Origin of the sequence: Micromonospora orduensis (assembly GCF_006228125.1) — a bacterium.
Lineage (GTDB): Bacteria > Actinomycetota > Actinomycetes > Mycobacteriales > Micromonosporaceae > Micromonospora > Micromonospora orduensis.
In genome coordinates this window covers 1-16,767 of sequence record NZ_VDFY01000247.1, presented here as the reverse complement: position 1 = coordinate 16,767, position 16,767 = coordinate 1, and the positions used below count along the sequence as shown (strand labels likewise).

The following is a 16,767-nucleotide window of genomic DNA, read 5'->3' as shown; positions in this document are numbered from 1 at the left end:
ACCACCGCCGGCGACGGCAACAACGCCTCGGACGGCTCACCCCGATCGAGTTTGAGACAATCAACCAGCCCGTACACGCGGCCTGAACCACTCAAACCCGCGAGTCAACCGAACCCGGGGCAGTCCCCAGCGGCTTGACGCCTTGTTGAGCCCGAGAAGTGCGGAACGGCGGGCCATCCGATCGGAGGCTCTGATGAGAAGGGGAACACCCGAATGAGTGTCGACACGGTGAGCGGCGACACCCCGCCTCCTGCCGCAGGTCCAACCACATCCTGACGGCACCACCGGCCACACCATCGGCAAGACCTCGGCCGTTGCCACCAGAAACAGCGTTCCGATCCGACCCGAGACGAGTAGAAGGAACTAGCGAGTGAGTCAGACAAGGGATACAGGAATCGCCGACCGTGCCGCCGAGCTGCGTGCCGCTCTCGTCAGCGACTTGCGCGCCCAGCAGAAGATCACCTCGGAGGTGGTGGAGGCGGCGGTGCGTCGGGTGCCGCGCGAGCGGTTCATGCCCGCAGGCACCGACCTGGACGTCGCCTACGGCTTTGACAACTCGGTGGTGACCAAGCGCGACGAGCACGGTTTGCCGATCTCGTCGGTGTCTGCGGCCTACATCCAGGCGCGGATGTTGGAACAGGCCGAACTCGCGCCGGGCATGACGGTGTTGGAGATCGGTTCGGGTGGTCTGAACGCCGCGTACCTCGCGGAGATCGTCGGCCCGGAAGGTCGAGTTGTCAGCGTGGACATCGACCCGGAGGTCATCGACCGGGCCAGGACGCTGCTCGAAGAGAACGGTTACGGCAGCCGTGTCCGGGTTCTCGTCGCCGACGCAGAGCACGGCGTACCCGACGAAGGGCCATTCGACGCGATTATCGTCACCGTTGGCGCGTGGGATATCGCGCCCGCCCTGCTCGATCAACTGCGCGAGGGCGGCGTGATCGTCCTGCCGCTGATCATGAACGCGGTCACGAGGACGATCGGCTTTCGCCGCGACGGCGATCACCTGGTCAGCAGGTCGGTGGAGGTCGCTGGGTTCGTGCCGATGCAGGGCGACGGCGCGCACCCCGATCGCGTGTTTCTGCTGCCTGACGCGAATGGCCGGCATATACGGCTCCTGTTCGACTCCGGCGTGCCCGATCACCTGGACCGTCTCGACGGTGTCCTTACCACCAAGCGGACCGAGCTGTGGTCTGGCGTGACCATCGGCAACGGGGTGTCGTTCGCCGACCTGCACCTGTGGTTCGCGTGGTTCCTGCCCGGCTTCTGCCGCGTCGCTGCCGACGAGGGCACCGACCTGGCTGCCGAGCGCCTCTGGTTCCCCTTCGGTGTCGTCCACGGCGCGGGCTTCGCCTACCTGGCGTTGCGAACCGCGGCCCAGGGGGAGGGGTTCGAGTTCGGGGCCCGCGCCTTCGGCCCCGACGGCCAGCGGGCCGCCGCTGCGATGGTCGAGCAGATCCGGGCCTGGGATCGCGACGGGCGCGACGTCGAGCCCCGCTTCGGCTACTGGCCCACCGACAGCGACCACACCCAGATCCCCGCTGACGCTGCCGTCATGGACAAGACCCACGGCGTCATCTCGATCTCCTGGTCCTGACGACCAGGTGGCACTACCACACAACCCCTCCAGGAAAGGAGAGTGATCTCGATGGCTCCGCCGACCGCGATCCTCGACGCCCTGCCGACCGACGCCGAGGTCGTCACCGACGACGACTTCGTGCTCGACATGCGGGTGGTCGAGGCGACCACACCGCTGGTGACCATGGCGTGCAGCACGAGCGACGGCTGCGGAAGCAGCTGCGGCACCAGCGCCTGCGCCACGTCGTCCTACGACCCGGCCTGACCCCTCAGGCTCAGCAAGGCAGTAGTAGTGCCGTCGGAGCCCACGCTGCGTGGGCTCCGACGGCCCCCACCCCTTCTTCGCGGCAGGAGGCGTCAGATGCCGCCCCAGCGTACTTTTCAGCCGATCGGCCCGATGCTGGTCCGAGCCAACACCGACCCGGGCGACCTCGGTCCCGAGCCTGGAGCGAAACTGATCGGACCCGCGGCCAGCGCCGAGGCTGGCCTCGCCTGGCTGGCCAAGCAGTGGGGTCGGCCAGAAGTCCGGGACGCCATCTCACTGGCGAGCGCGGACCTGGCTCGTAGGGTCAATCAGCTCATCTCGTGCGACGCGACACGCGTAACGACCGGGGTTGTCCGCCGCGCCGTGCTCGCGACGTGCGGCTACCTGCTGCGGTGGGAACGGCGGACCACTCCCTTCGGGGTCTTCGCCGGCATTACGACCGCTGCTGTCGGTCCGGCCGCCGCCACCTTCGGAGAGCGGCATCGTGCGATGGCCCGCGTAGACGGCGAATGGCTCACTCAGGTCACTGATCGCCTGGAGGCGCATCATGCGCTGCGACGAGGGCTGCTCGTCGTGGCCGACAGCGCCGCCGTCGTGCGTGACGGCCGCGTCATCGTCGCGGCCCAGACACCGGTGGGGGAGCGGACGCCGGGAATGCTGCGGGAGACGTCCACCAAATACACGGCAGCCGTCGGGCTGGTTCTACGGCTCGCGAGGTGGCCGATTCGTCTCGATCGCCTCCTCGCACGGGTCGAGCACGAGGTGCCTCAGGTGCCGGCCTCCACCGTCGAGGCGATGCTGCACGGCCTGATCGACGGTGGCTTCCTCATCACCAACCTTCGCCCGCCGATGACCGCCGTGGACGGCCTGACCCACGTCATCGACGTCCTCAGCAGCGCCGGTGCGGCCGAATTGCCCGAAGTGGCGAGCAGCTTCGAGCAGCTCCGCGCGATCCGCCAACTGCTGACGCACCACAACGTGCAGGTAGACGGCTCGAAGGCGATGCTCGTCCGGGCTGAGGTGGTTGAGCCGATGAGTGTTCTGGCGCCCGACGCAGAGAATCAAATCGCGGTCGACATGCTCCTTGATGCCCAGATCAGTATCCCGCCGCCGGTGCTGGACGAGGCGGCGCGCGCCGTCGAGGTGCTGATGCGCTTGAGCACGCAGCCATTCGGGACGGTGGCGTGGCTGGACTACCACGCCCGTTTCCGCGACCGCTACGGTCCCGGCGCACTGGTGCCCGTCCGGGAGTTGCTTGCTGGCTCCGGCCTCGGCTATCCGACCGGGTTCCTCGGTGCGCCCCGCGCCCGTCCCGCCTGGCGGGTCATCACCGAACGTGACACGCACCTGCAGGCCCTCATTCAGCAAGCGATCCTAGACGGCGCCGACGAGGTTCACCTCACCGAGGCTGACGTCGAGGCGCTTACCGTCGGCGATCACCGCACGGCCGTTCCGCCACCCCGGGTCGAGGTCGCCTTCGCCGTTCACGCCGCCACCGCCGATGCCGTCGACCGAGGCGAGTTCACGCTCCAGATCACCGGGGCGCCCCGTGCTCCGTCGAGCATGGCCGGCAGATTCGCCTACCTCCTCCACCCATCTGAGCAGAAGCAGATCGCCGCCTCTTTCACCACCGAATCTGACAAGGCGTTAACGGTGCAGGTGTCGTTCCCGCCCCGCCTGCCGCGTAACCAGAACGTCGTCCGCGTCGGCCGCATCATGCCCTTCGTGCTCCCGCTGTCCGAGCAGCCCGACTGTCCGGACATCGGCGTGGACGAGGTAGCTGTGACGGTTGACGGCGAACAGATGTACCTCGTCCACCGGCCCACCGGCCGGCGGATCGTTCCGTACATCCCGCACGCCTTGGACACCGTCGTGCAGAGCCCACCCTTAGCCAGGTTCCTCGCCGAGGTCGCCGACGCCCGCAGTATCGCCTTCGGCCCGTTCGATCACGGCGCAGCCGCCCGCAACCTGCCCTACATTCCCCGCATCCGCCACGGTCGCATCATCCTCGCCCCGGCGCGCTGGCTACTGACCTCTCTCGACCTGCCGCCCCGTACGGCAGGGGACACCGAGGACCTATGGGATGTGGCCCTGGCCGAGTGGCGTCGGCGGTGGCGTGTACCCGCCCGCGTGGTGGCCTGTCACAGCGAGCTCCGGCTCCCTCTCAACCTCGACCATGAGCTCGACCGCACCCTTCTACGAACCCGGCTGAGCGGCGCCAACCGACTCGAAATCCGCGAAGACGCCCCTGCCGAGGGCCACGGTTGGACCGACGGTCGACGAGTCGAACTCCTCACCGCAATGACACCAACCGCACCGCCGATCCGTCGCCTCCCCGTCACCGCACCTCCAGGTGAGACGCTGCGGCCCGGTACCTCCACCGTCCTACACGCCCAGCTCATTGGGGCGCCGGCCCGATTCGATGACCTCATCACCGCCCACCTACCACGACTGGCTGACCAGCTCGCCGGCCTCGGCCTCCAGCGTTGGTGGATCAGACGACACCGCGACACCATCCGCGTCGAAGCCGACCAGCACCTGTCCCTGTACTTCCGGCTCACCGAACCCGCCGGACATGCCGCCGCCTGCGCGGCGCTGGCCGATTTCGCCGCCGACCTCGCCGCCCGCGCGCTGCCCGCCCAGCTCATCCTCGCCCCGTACCACCAGCACCCCGCCCGCTACGGTCACGGCCCCGCCCTGGACGCCGCCGAAGAGGTCTTCGCCGCCGACACCACCGCCGCCATCGCCCAACTCCAGACCGCCGACAAGGCCGGCATACCCGCTCAGGCGCTCGCCGCAGCATCCATGGCACGACTCGCCGCCGCCTTCGCCCCCGACCCCCACACTGGCTACCGCAACCTGCTAGCCAGCCTCCAGCAGGCCACAGCACCAGCCGAACGCGCCATCACCGACCTGGCCCGCCGGCTAGCCGACCCCACCAGCGACTACCACGGCCTACGGGCCCTGCCCGGCGGGGACACCACCGCCGCCGCGTGGCAGGCCCACGACCGCGCCCTGTCCGCCTACCATGCGTGCCTGCTGCCGCAGCGCGACCCCACCACCGTGCTGCGGACTCTCTTACATGAGCACCACGTCCGCGCGGTCGGCGTGGACCCCGACTTCGAACGCGCCACCAACCACGCCGCGCGAGCCGCAGCCATGCGCTGCCTAGCGACGGCAGGCACCCGATGACCGCCGCCAGCGGGCAGCCCACTGCCGCAGCGGACGTAGCCGGCGGCCAGTCGCTCACTACCGGCGGTGTCGGGCCGGCCGTGTTGGCGATCGAGCAGGCTCTTAACGGGGCTGGGACTTGGGCGACGGCGCACCGCCTCGTCAGGCAGGCCACGAGCAGGCCCGTCGATGCCGGACGTCACGCGGGCCTTTACTACGGCGCACCCGCCATCCTGTTCACGCTCAACGCCGCCGCCACCGACGGCCACGAGCGGTACGCCGCCGCCCGGCAACACCTCACCCCGCACGTCCGGCGGCTTGTCCGCGAACGCCTCACCGACGCGGACAACCGCCGACGACACGGCCGGGCCGCCGCATTCGGCGAGTACGACCTTTTCTACGGACTCACCGGGCTCGGCGCACTCCTGCTCCGGGACCTACCCGACAGCGACGAACTCGGCGACCTACTGACCTACGTCACGCGGCTCACCGAACCCCGCACCGATAACGCGCAGCACCTGCCCGGCTGGTGGGTCGACCACGACCCCGACCCCACGCTGCCCACCCCCGGCGGCCACGCCAACCTCGGAATGGCCCACGGCGCCGCTGGCCTGCTCGCCCTACTCGCCCTCGCCCTACGCGACGGCCGTTACGTCGACCGGCAGGCTGAGGCGATCGAGCGCCTGCGCGCCTGGTTCGACGGGTGGCAGCAACACAGCACCCACGGATCATGGTGGCCGCAGTGGCTCACCCGCGACGACCTCCGAACCGGCCGCCCGGCACAGGATGGCCCCGGCAGGCCCTCGTGGTGCTACGGCACGCCCGGCATCGCGCGAGCCCTCCAACTCGCCGCCATCGCCACCAACCAACCCGCTCGCCAGGCAGCAGCCGAGACGGCACTCGCGGCCAGCCTGACCAGCACTCCACTCGACCAGCTCACCGAACCCGGCATCTGCCACGGCATCGCCGGGCTCCACGCGACCACCTACCGGGCGTCCCAAGACGCCCTCACATCGGATATCGCCGCGCAGCTTCCCGCGCTTGCTGAACGCCTCCGACGCGTCCCCAGCCCCGGCCACACCGGATTCCTTACGGGCGGCTCCGGCTGCCTCCTTGCGTCGGAGACCGCGCGCACGAACACACCTCCTCGTACCAGGTGGGACGCATGCCTACTGATCGCCTGACCCTCAGCCCCTATCGAATGGCCGCTGTGGTGGAGGCGGTCCTCGCAGGCACTCCGATGGTCACCGCGGCTGCCGAGGCCGACATCGACGCCGACGACCTCGACCTCGCCGTGCAGACCTACCGCGCCGCCGGACTCACCGCTCTGCAATGCCGCCACGATGCCGCCTGGCTACATGCTCACATCAGGCCGGTCGACTGGAACAGCGCCGAGACCGCAATCCGGACGCAAGTCGCTTCGCACCTCAACCAACTCGACGGGCAGACCGGCTGGTGGTTCCTGCGCAAACACCCGTACTGGCGGATCCGCATCCGCGGCACCCATCCCGAGGCCATACGCGCACTGCTCGATGACCTCACCACCAGCGGCGTGATCGCCGGCTGGAAGCCAGGGATTTACGAACCCGAGACGGGAGCGTTCGGCGGAGACACCGCAATGGCCATCGTGCACGAGCTGTTCTGCGCCGACAGCTGGGGCGTCCTCGACTACAGCGGGAATCCCGCACCCCCGATCGGCCGCCGCGAGCTGTCACTGCTGCTCATCCGAACCCTGCAGCACCACGCGGGACTCGACTGGTTCGAGACAGCAGACGTGTTCGACCAGGTAGCCCAGATGCGCCCCGCCCCCGCAGCCGCCGACACCAACCGCGTCGACCAGCTTGCCGCCCAGATGCGGCCCGTCCTCGCGCTCCCGGCCGACGCGATGTTTGCCCCCGGCGGGCCCTGCAGCGACGCCAACGCCTGGCACGCAGCCTTCGCCACCGCCGGCCGCCAGCTCGCCGAGGCCGGGCACACCGGACGACTTCGCCGAGGTATCCGCGCCGTTCTCGCCCAGATCGTGATCTTCCACTGGAACCGGCTCGACCTACCGGCCCACGCACAAGGAATCCTCGCCCGCGCCGCGACCGCCGCCATCCTGCCCAGGAGCTGACCATGTACCACGCCAGCGTCGCCGCCGCCCTGCGCTACTTCCCGCTCCTCGGCCGCCCCCGCCCCGACTGCCCAGCCCTACCGCTGCGTCTCAAAGAGATCGCCGACTCCGCCGAAACCGCGATCCAGAAGCGTGAGCACGGGATGCCCGACGCGGCACACACCCTGAACAAGGCGGCGCTCATCGCCAGTGACGCCGGCATGACTGACCTCGCCCGAAAGCTGTGCTGGCGACACATCAACGCCTACCGGCGCAAGGGCCGGCCGCTGTCGATCCTCGAAGCCCGCTACATGCTCGAACCCGTCCTCAACCTGGCCCGTCTCCAGATCCGGGCCGATCACGGCGCGCCAGCACTTCGCCTCCTGGAGGCCATGTACGACGCCGTCACCCACCGCACCGACCTGATCGTGGATGACCATGCCCTGCCCACCGCCACCCTCGACGGCGAAGCTGGCGAACGCCGCAAACTGCGCGAGTGGGTCTGGTTGCAACTGCTCGGCGAAGGCATTCGCATCCTCGCCCTCAGCAACCGCTGGGCCGACGCCGCTGCCTTGGCCCAGAAGCACAACGGCATCGGCGGTCACCTCATGGAAGGACGCCAAGCGGCCATCATCGCCGCCTGCATCCACGGCAAGCCCGATCAGGGACGCGAGCTCCTCGGGAGCAGCACCCTCACCCAGCCGTGGGAACACCAGGTAGCCGCCTGCCTCAACCTGATCTGCGCGGCGCCGACAGGCGCAGGTGCCAGCCACCACCTCCTGACCGCCATCGAAAATCTTGCAACCCCGATACCCGCACCTAACTATGCGTCCTATCGCACACGGCTCGGACTCGCCACCGCGATCCTCGCTAGTCCTACTCGGGCCGAACTCGCGGCAGACATCCTGCACCGAACCGCACAGAGAGCCATCGAATCCAAGGATGGCTACGCCGCTCGGGACATCCTCGCCTTCCGTGAATCCATCGGCGGCATCACTCCAGATCAGCGAACCGATCTGCGCCGCACCGCTGCCGACGCGGGCCTCGCACCTGCAGGGTTGCCGGACGAGGGCTTGGAGCAGGTGTCGCGACTAGCGGTCTTGGCCGAATCGGCCTTAGATGCTGCACTTCATGGAGTTGCAAGCGACTGCGCCTCACTCACTCGACAACCTCGCAACCCGTAGGACCGCAACGCGTGAGGTGTGAAGACGAGTGTCAAAGCGGCCCGTGCGATTACCTAGCCACTAATGGACCACTTGATAGACGCGCGTTACTGGCCTCGGACCTCAAGCTCATATTGCACCGCTGCGCCTGCCTCGATCTCCGGACGGTTGCGCCAGTCGAGGGCCACAAGGACTCGGCCGGCTGCGGACACCTCAAGGTCGAGGTCCCTACTTCGGCGCAGGCGGATGCCATCCGCGGTGTTGGTGGTCCCTACTTCGCGGTCAGGACGGACAGCGACGAGCAGCCGCGGCCCCGGCACCCCATCAATGGTGGACACGTTCCGCCACTGTCCTCGCCAGCGGGGACCCATTCCTGGAACTGTTTGGGGGGATGCCGTCTCCAGGAGCTGTGCTTCCCGATCCTCCACCGTACGACTGATGATCCGCTGCTTTGCGGTCTGTTCACGGGCCCTGCCCGGAGTGCTGGCCGCTGCGAAGTAGAGATCTTCATCTTCGAGGTGGTCTTTGGTGGCCCACTCAGAACTTGGAGGGAAGGGAGCCTCGGTGCGGCTCGCGGGCGCCGGCTCCGTCGTCCGCAATCTCTGCTCCAAACGGTGCACGACGGCCAGGTCGGTGGCGGGTGCAGAGGTGTCTTCGGTGAAGCGGAAGAAGTCGATGGTTGTGCGGTTTTCCTGCATCCAGGTCCATGCCATGGACACCGGGTCGCAGCCAGGTCGGCGGCTCCAACTGAGGAGCTGGCCCAGTCGGTTACGTTGGGCGGTGGCGGTTAGTACGTTTTGGGGCGGGGGCTTGCTCCGGCCACGTGACTCGCCGGCCAGGACAGCACCCTGGCCACCGAAGCGGAGGTCGGGACGGGTGCCGTTCGAGGGATACACCCCCTGGAACTCTGGTGGGAGTGCGTCGAAGTGAGCGACATCGCTCAGCTTGGGCTCGTCATCCCGCACTACCGCAGTGAGCGCGCCAAGGGCCAGCACCTCCGTAGCGAACCGCCGGATATGGGACGATGAGCCGTCGAACGCACGGTGCCGACGCAGAGGGACGCCAGGCGGCGTATGGCCGAACAGCGACATGACGAGGGCCATCTCGCGTTGCACCAGCTCAGCCAACAGATGACCTCGGTAAGGCACCGCTAGCGCGTTGACCCGCAGAACGTCGGCGAGATTCAGCTCCATGGCCCCGCTGTCGACGATCTGAACATCGTTGGGTTCGATGGGGATGCCCGGTAGTGGAGGGGACACGACGAACCTTCTGACCCTGACCTCGGCCATCCTCCACCCCCTGCGCTGCGCTCTCAGGCGCCCCGTACGTGCGTCTACTGCTGGGCGGGGCTACCTTAGCCGGCTGCCAGCGTGGGCGTGTTCCCTCGCGGATACAGCGTCGGTCTTCTGACAACTGCTGTAAGCGCGGTCGCAGCCGCCGCCGGCCGCATGGCACGCCGCTGTCGTGTTGCGCGATCATGTTCCACGACGCACCCGCTGCTGAAGACCGTGCGCCGCCACCTGCTCGGACGGAACGCACGGGCTAGCGTTGGCGTGCAGCATCTGCCGTCGAGTGATCTTCCTAAGGAGCCTTGTGAGCGCGCTCGGTAGTTTCATCTGGTCGATCGCCGACCAGCTTCGGGGTCCCTACCGCCCCAATCAGTACGGCAACGTGATCCTCCCGCTCACAATCCTGCGCCGCCTCGACTACATCCTGGAGCCCGGCCGGGAGACGGTACGCGCGCTCGCGGCGAAGTACGACAACCCGAACCGGCTCAAGATCGAGGTCAAGAAGGCGACCGGCCGGTCGTTCTACAACACCTCGAACTACTCCTTCGCCAACCTGCTGGCCGACGCCGACGGCCTGGCGGACAACCTGGCCGACTACATCGACCGGTTCTCGCCCGATGTCGACGTCTTCCAGTACTTCGACTTCAAGAAAGAGATCCTCACCTTGGAGAAGGCGGGGCTCCTGCGCGAGGTCATCACATCCTTCAAGGCCGTCGACCTGCATCCGGACGTCGTGTCCAACGCCGACATGGGCGATGCGTTCGAGTACATCATCCGCAAGTTCAACGAGGCCGCGAACGAGACCTCCGGCGACCACTACACCCCACGGGACGCGATCCGGCTGCTGGTCGACCTTCTCTTCGCCGACAAGGACGCCGACCTGACCGAGGCCGATATCGTGCGCACGCTGTACGATCCCACCGCGGGCACCGGCGGCATGCTCGCCCTGGCCGAGGAGCACCTGCTCGCCCAGAACCCCGACGCGAAGCTGAGCCTGTACGGCCAGGAGTACAACCCGCAGTCGTACGCGATCTGCAAGTCCGACCTGCTGGCCAAGGGCCACGACGCGACCAACATCGCCTTCGGCAACACGCTCACCGATGATGCGTTCAAGGGCCGTCAGTTCGACTTCTGCATGTCCAACCCGCCTTACGGCGTCGAATGGAAGCAGTACGCCAAGGCGATCACGAAGGAGCGCGACGAAGCGGGCCCCTATGGCCGGTTCGCCCCCGGCCTGCCGTCGACCTCAGACGGGCAGATGCTCTTCCTGCTCCACCTGGTTCACAAGATGCGGGCGCCGGAGGACGGCGGCGGCCGGGCCGGGATCGTGATGAACGGCTCACCGCTCTTCAATGGCGCCGCCGAGTCCGGTCCCTCCAACATTCGCAAGTGGCTGCTGGAGAACGACCTGGTCGATGCCATCGTGGCGCTCCCGACCAACATGTTCTTCAACACCGGCATCGCCACCTACATCTGGGTCCTCGATAAGACTAAGCACCCCGACCGCAAGGGCCTGGTCCAGCTCATCGACGGCACCTCATTCTGGACCAAGATGCGGAAGAACCTCGGCTCCAAGGGCCGCGAGATCAGCGACGCCGATCGTGCCAAGGTCGTCAAGCTGTACGCCGACTTCACCGATGCCGACCCGGACTTTTCCAAGGTGCTGCATAACGACGAGTTCGGCTACTGGACCATCACCGTCGAACGTCCTCTCCTCGACGAGTCCGGCAACCCCGTCGTCGACCGCAACGGCAAGCCTAAGCCGGATACCAAGAAGCGCGACAACGAGAGTGTCCCTTTCACCTACGGCGGCTCGACCGCCGGCCCGGCCGGCGAGGCCGAGGTCATCCGGGCGTACTTCAACGCCGAGGTGAAGCCTCACGCCCCTGACGCCTGGATCGACTGGGCCAAGACCAAGACCGGATACGAGATCCCCTTCAGCCGCCACTTTTACAAGTACATCCCACCCCGCCCCCTCGCCGAGATCGACGCAGACTTGGAGAAGCAGGTCAAAAAGATCCTCGACCTGCTGCGTGAGGTCGAGGGATGAGCAAGCGATACGCCGAGTACGTCGACTCGGGCGTGCCGTGGCTGGGCGACGTTCCCGCAGGCTGGACGCTTAGGCCACTGTGGTCCATGTTCGAGCGAGTCAAGGACGTAGAGCATCCCGATGAACAGATGTTGTCGGTGTTCCGCGACTACGGTGTCGTTGCGAAGGACTCGAGGGACAATATCAACAAGACCGCCGAGAACCGGAACATCTATCAGCTCGTCCACCCTGGATGGCTGGTCACAAACCGGATGAAAGCATGGCAAGGATCAGTTGGCATCTCCGGTCTGCGAGGGATCGTTTCGGGACACTACATCTGCTTCGCTCCTCGACACGATGCAGACTCTCGCTACCTGAATTGGCTCTTCCGGAGCCTCCCCTACGCGGCTGGCTACGCGTTGCTGTCTCGGGGCGTTAGGATCGGTCAGGCAGAGATTGATAACAGCCAGTATCGTGTGATGCCTGTGCTCCTTCCGTCAATCGAGGAGCAACGCGCCATCGCCGACTACCTCGACCGCGAGACCACTCGCGTCGACATCCTCATCGAGGAGCAGCAGCGCCTGATCGAGACGCTCCGCGAGCGACGCCATTCACTTGTTGACGGAGCCTTCGGCGGTCTTGCGCCCAACGCCCGGCTGCGGAGTGCCTGCATCGACATTGTTGACTGTCCGCACACGACGCCGGACGTCTCAGACGATGGCGAGTATGAGGCAGTCCGAACCGCCTCCGTCCGCAACGGGAAGTATCGCCCGGGGAATGGGTTGCCTGTCGACACGGACACGTGGAAGGCCCGCAACGCAGCCGGAGCACCCAGTGTCGGAGACGTTCTCTTTACGCGTGAGGCCCCCGCCGGCGAGGCATGTATGGTCCCCAACGATCGGATCTGCCTGGGTCAGCGCATGGTGCTGCTGCGGATTGACCACACGGTATGCGTCGGGGCGTTTCTGCTCTGGCAGATCTACTCAGATCGCGTGCAGGACCACTTCCGGCTCTCGGCAAACGGCTCGACGGTGGCAAACGTTCGGCTGCCGGTTTTGCGTACAACGCCGATCTGGCTTCCGGATCTCACGGAGCAGCGCCGCATCGTTGCGTATCTCGATGAGCAGACCGCGAATATCGACAATCTCATCACGGAGACCGAGCAGTTCATCGAGCTCTCGAAGGAGCGGCGGTCCGCGTTGATCGCGGCGGCGGTGACGGGCCAGATCGACGTACGGGAGATGGCGTGATGGCCGATCACAACGAGGTAGTTTTTGAGTCCGAGATTTGTGCGTCTCTGGAGTCCCGCGGGTGGCTCTACGCTGCGAACGACACTGGCTACGACCGCGAGCGAGCGCTCTTCCCCGAGGATCTGTTCGCGTGGTTGAAGGAGACCCAGCAGGCGGCGTACACGAAGGCTTTGAAGGCGGCGGGGTCGCAGGCGAAGTTCCTCGATGTGTTGGCCACAGCGCTCGACAAGCCTCTTGAGCATGGTGGCGGGACGCTGAATATCCTGCGCGGTGGGGTGCAGTACATCGGCGGTGGTCGGCTGAAGATGGCGCAGTTCCGTCCCGAAACCAGCTTGAACGCGACCACCAACGAGCAGTACGCGGCGATGCGTGTGCGGGTGATGCGGCAGGTTCACTTCTCGACCGCTGACCGGCGCAGCATCGACCTGGTTTTCTTCGTTAACGGCCTTCCGGTGGCCACCGTCGAGCTGAAGACGGACTTCACGCAGTCTCTCGATGAGGCGATCAACCAGTACCGCAAGAACCGGCATCCACTGACCAACGGGCGGCCGGAGCCGCTGTTGACGTTCGGGCATCGGGCGCTAGTCCACTTCGCGGTCTCCAACGACCGGGCCGCGATGACCACCAAGTTGGAGGGCGAGAAGACGCAGTTCCTGCCGTTCGACATGGGTTACGAGAGTGGCGCGGGGAATCCGCCGGGTGAGGGTGGGCGGTCGGCGACGGCGTACCTGTGGGAGCGGGTCTGGGAGAAGGACGCCTGGCTCAACATCATCGGGCGGCTGATGATCGTGGAGACGAAGGAGGAGTGGGATGTCGCGACCGGGGCCTCGGTGCGGCGTACGAGCATGCTCTTCCCACGGTTCCACCAGTGGGAGGCTGTGACGAACCTCGTGGCGGCGGTGCGCGAGGAGGGGGCGGGGCATCGCTACCTGATCGAGCACTCGGCGGGGTCGGGGAAGACAAACACCATCGCCTGGACCGCGCACCGACTGGCGCGGCTGCACGTGAACGACGAGAAGGTCTTCGACTCGGTGATCGTGGTCGTGGACCGCAACGTGCTCGACGGGCAACTCCAGGAGGCGATCCGGCAGATTGATGGGTCGGGGAGGATCGTGGCCACGATCAGCCCGGAGGACGTGCGCAAGGCGGGAGCGAAGTCGAAATCCGGGCTGCTGGCGACCGCGCTGGGCAACGGGGAGCTGATCATCGCGGTGACGGTGCAGACCTTCCCGTACGCCCTTGACGAGATCCGGGCGAACAAGGGTCTGAAAGGTAAGCGGTTTGCGGTGATTGCCGACGAGGCGCACTCGTCGCAGTCCGGGCAGATCTCCTCCAAGCTCAAGGCGGTGCTGACCGCGCAGGAGGTCAAGGAGATCGAGGACGGCGGGGAGGTCGACGTCGAGGCGGTCCTGGCCGCGGAAATGACCGAGCGGGCCGAGTCGGAGAACGTCTCCTACTTCGCGTTCACGGCGACCCCGAAGAACAAGACCCTGGAGCTGTTCGGCCGTAAGGGTCCTGATGGGCAGCCGGTCGAGTTTCACCTCTACTCGATGCGGCAGGCGATCGAGGAGGGCTACATCCTCGATGTGTTGAGGGGCTACCAGTCCTATGACACCGCGCTGAAGATCGCCGGCCGGGCGGAGAGCAGCGACGGTAGCGAGGTGGTGGAGGAGGCAGCGGCGCGTAAGGGGTTGATGCGGTGGGTGAAGCTGCACCCGACCAACATCAGCCAGAAGGTGCAGATCATCGTCGAGCACTTCCGCGCCAACGTCGCCCACCTGCTGGAGGGCAAGGCGAAGGCGATGGTCGTGACCGACTCCCGCAAGGCCGCAGTGAAGTACAAGAAGGCAATCGACGCCTATGTTGCCAAACGGGCCGCCGAGGACGCCTCGTACAACTACCGCACCCTGGTCGCCTTCTCGGGCTCGGTGAAGATGGCCGAGGACGAGGAGTGGGCCTCGGACTGGGGCCCGCAGCCGAGCAAGGACGACGAGTTCACCGAGGCCAACCTTAACCCCGGTGCCGGCTCGGACCTGGCCGCCGCCTTCAAGGGTACGACGTACAAGATCATGCTGGTCGCCAACAAGTTCCAGACAGGGTTCGACCAGCCGCTGCTCACGGCAATGTACGTCGACAAGAAGCTCTCCGGGGTCACCGCCGTGCAGACGCTGTCCCGGCTCAACCGCACCCACCGCACTGCCGGTGGGGAACAGAAGCGCAAGACGTTCGTCATCGACTTCGTGAACAAACCTGAAGACATCCGGGCTGCGTTCGAGCCGTACTTCACCAACGCCACCCTGGAGACCGAGACCGACCCGTACATCGTCGTCCACCTCGCCAACAAGCTCGCCCAGGCCGGGATCTACACGCCAGAACAGGTGCGCGAGGCCGCCGAACTGTGGGTCACCCGCAAGGGCAACAACGCGCTCTCAGCAGCGATGAGCCCGGCCAAGAACGACTTCGCCCGCCGCTACGCGGCAGCGATCGAGGCCGACGACAAGGTCACCCTCAACACCCTCGACCTGTTCCGCAAGGACGTCTCCACCTACGTCCGGCTCTACGACTTCATGAGCCAGATCGTCAACTACGGCGACCCGTACATGGAGTCGCTGTCGATCTTCCTGCGGCTCCTTGAGAAGGTCATCGCAGATGCCTCCTGGGCTGCGGAGGTCGACCTTTCCGACGTGGTCCTGGTCGGGGTCAAGCACACCAAGGCGACCGCGGTCGACATCTCGCTCACCGGTGAGGGCCAGCTCAAGGGCATCGGCGCTGCGGGCACCGGCACCCGAAAGGAGCCGAAGTACGTCGCCCTGCAGGTGGTCATCGACAAGATGAACGACCTCTTCGGGGCCGAGTCGTTCTCCGCGTCCCAGGTCCGTGAGTTCGTGCAGGGACTCGTGCAACGGCTGCTCGCCTACCCGGACCTGGTCAACCAGGCCAAGGTGAACTCGAAGAAGCAGTTCATGGAGTCGCAGGACTTTCAAGCGGCGGTGAGCGAGGCGGTCGTCGACAACCAGGAGGCCCACAACACCATGGCCGACTACTTCTTCAGCGACGGCCCTGGCATCAACGCGGTCATCATGGCGCTCGCGGATGCCTTCTACGAGGCAGCGATCGGTCAGCGGGACGAGGTGTGAGCAGTTCGGGCGCAGGAGGGGACCGCGCGGTACCGGCTGACGGAACACTCCTGGCCGTTGATATCGACAGGGGTATACCGGTCAGTCGGGTGCCTGTCCTGCGTGGCTTCCATTTAGTAGCGCTGCGGTTCCGGCTCTGGTGTTGGCTTCCGATCTAGCTCTGCGGATTTTGTAGAACAGGTTTGGCACGCGGGGGCCGTCACGGCGGAGTAGGAAAGCCGCGTCCTGGATCTCTCGGCAGTTGCTGATGGCGAGTGTTTCGGGCTGGGTGGTGTATGCCTGCCAGAGGTCGTCAATCTTGTGTTCGGCCTGTTGGCGCGCGTTGGCGTGTTGCCAGTGCTGCCGGGCGAGTTCGATGGTGTCGAGGAAGGCCGGGGCGCTGGGTAGGAAGATCTTGATCAAGTAGTCGGCGAGGCTCAGGTCGCGTACGAGGGCGATGACGAGTCCGATGATGAACCAGAGCACGCCGGTGGTCAGGATGGTGGCGCTGTAGGCGCGGTGTTCTTGGCGGCTCCACACCATGCTTTGGCGTTGACAGAGCAGTACATCGGCGGGCCAGGGTGTGGTGCCGAGGTCGACGCTGTACCAGTTGCGGTATTTGGTGTCGTCGGTGATGTGGCGGGCGGAGGCGGCCACGTCTTCGGGCGCGGGTTTGCGGCCGGCTAGTACTCCAACGTCACTTGGCTTTGTCGTTGGGCGTGGCGTGGGCGTGAAGACGGCCACCGCGTTGATCATCGATGGTTTGTGAGGACAATCGAAGATCGTGCGGTGGCCGCGTGCCACAGCGTAGACC

At 66.4% G+C, this 16,767-nt stretch carries 11 protein-coding genes; 9 read left to right on the top strand and 2 right to left on the bottom strand.

All coding sequences use genetic code 11. The annotated features are described in order from the left end of the window. Nucleotides 1-370: 370 nt before the first annotated feature. The 6 genes from fxlM (at nucleotide 371) to FHG89_RS27730 (ending at nucleotide 8,290) form a co-directional block, all read left to right on the top strand. Nucleotides 371-1,597 (top strand): methyltransferase, FxLD system, encoded by a 1,227-nt coding sequence (fxlM, locus tag FHG89_RS27755; RefSeq protein ID WP_139587360.1) that lies wholly within the window; start codon nucleotides 371-373, stop codon nucleotides 1,595-1,597. Between the two features lie 51 nt (nucleotides 1,598-1,648). Then, nucleotides 1,649-1,843: an FxLD family lanthipeptide gene (locus tag FHG89_RS27750; RefSeq protein ID WP_244295916.1), complete on the top strand. Its 195-nt coding sequence runs from the start codon at nucleotides 1,649-1,651 to the stop codon at nucleotides 1,841-1,843. A gap of 96 nt (nucleotides 1,844-1,939) precedes the next feature. Further along, nucleotides 1,940-5,035 (top strand): lantibiotic dehydratase, encoded by a 3,096-nt coding sequence (locus tag FHG89_RS27745; protein ID WP_139587359.1) that lies wholly within the window; start codon nucleotides 1,940-1,942, stop codon nucleotides 5,033-5,035. Beyond that, a complete protein-coding gene (locus FHG89_RS27740; RefSeq protein WP_139587358.1) occupies nucleotides 5,032-6,198 on the top strand; it encodes a lanthionine synthetase C family protein in 1,167 nt (388 codons plus the stop codon). The genes FHG89_RS27745 and FHG89_RS27740 overlap by 4 nt, the downstream gene beginning before the upstream one ends. Continuing rightward, the gene (locus FHG89_RS27735; protein ID WP_139587357.1) at nucleotides 6,180-7,127 is read left to right on the top strand and encodes a thiopeptide-type bacteriocin biosynthesis protein; all 948 of its coding nucleotides are present in this window, start codon (nucleotides 6,180-6,182) and stop codon (nucleotides 7,125-7,127) included. Before FHG89_RS27740 ends, FHG89_RS27735 begins: the two co-directional genes overlap by 19 nt. Nucleotides 7,128-7,129: 2 nt before the next feature. Next, nucleotides 7,130-8,290, top strand: coding sequence for a hypothetical protein (locus FHG89_RS27730; RefSeq protein WP_139587356.1), 1,161 nt, complete (start codon nucleotides 7,130-7,132; stop codon nucleotides 8,288-8,290). 86 nt (nucleotides 8,291-8,376) lie between these two features. On the opposite strand, the gene FHG89_RS27725 is transcribed toward FHG89_RS27730, so the two are convergent. Then, nucleotides 8,377-9,558, bottom strand: a complete 1,182-nt coding sequence (locus tag FHG89_RS27725; protein ID WP_139587355.1) for a hypothetical protein — start codon at nucleotides 9,556-9,558, stop codon at nucleotides 8,377-8,379. A 304-nt stretch (nucleotides 9,559-9,862) separates the two neighbouring features. Here FHG89_RS27725 and FHG89_RS27720 point away from each other — a divergent pair, with 304 nt between their 5' ends. From FHG89_RS27720 to FHG89_RS27710, 3 genes are all read left to right on the top strand, one after another. Then, nucleotides 9,863-11,608, top strand: coding sequence for a type I restriction-modification system subunit M (locus FHG89_RS27720; protein WP_139587354.1), 1,746 nt, complete (start codon nucleotides 9,863-9,865; stop codon nucleotides 11,606-11,608). After that, nucleotides 11,605-12,837, top strand: coding sequence for a restriction endonuclease subunit S (locus FHG89_RS27715; protein WP_139587353.1), 1,233 nt, complete (start codon nucleotides 11,605-11,607; stop codon nucleotides 12,835-12,837). The genes FHG89_RS27720 and FHG89_RS27715 overlap by 4 nt, the downstream gene beginning before the upstream one ends. A 134-nt stretch (nucleotides 12,838-12,971) precedes the next feature. Further along, a complete protein-coding gene (locus FHG89_RS27710) occupies nucleotides 12,972-15,974 on the top strand; it encodes a type I restriction endonuclease subunit R (protein ID WP_244295914.1) in 3,003 nt (1,000 codons plus the stop codon). A gap of 81 nt (nucleotides 15,975-16,055) precedes the next feature. On the opposite strand, the gene FHG89_RS27705 is transcribed toward FHG89_RS27710, so the two are convergent. Beyond that, nucleotides 16,056-16,767 (bottom strand): S-4TM family putative pore-forming effector (locus FHG89_RS27705; protein WP_208761133.1); only part of this gene is annotated, 712 nt, incomplete at its 5' end.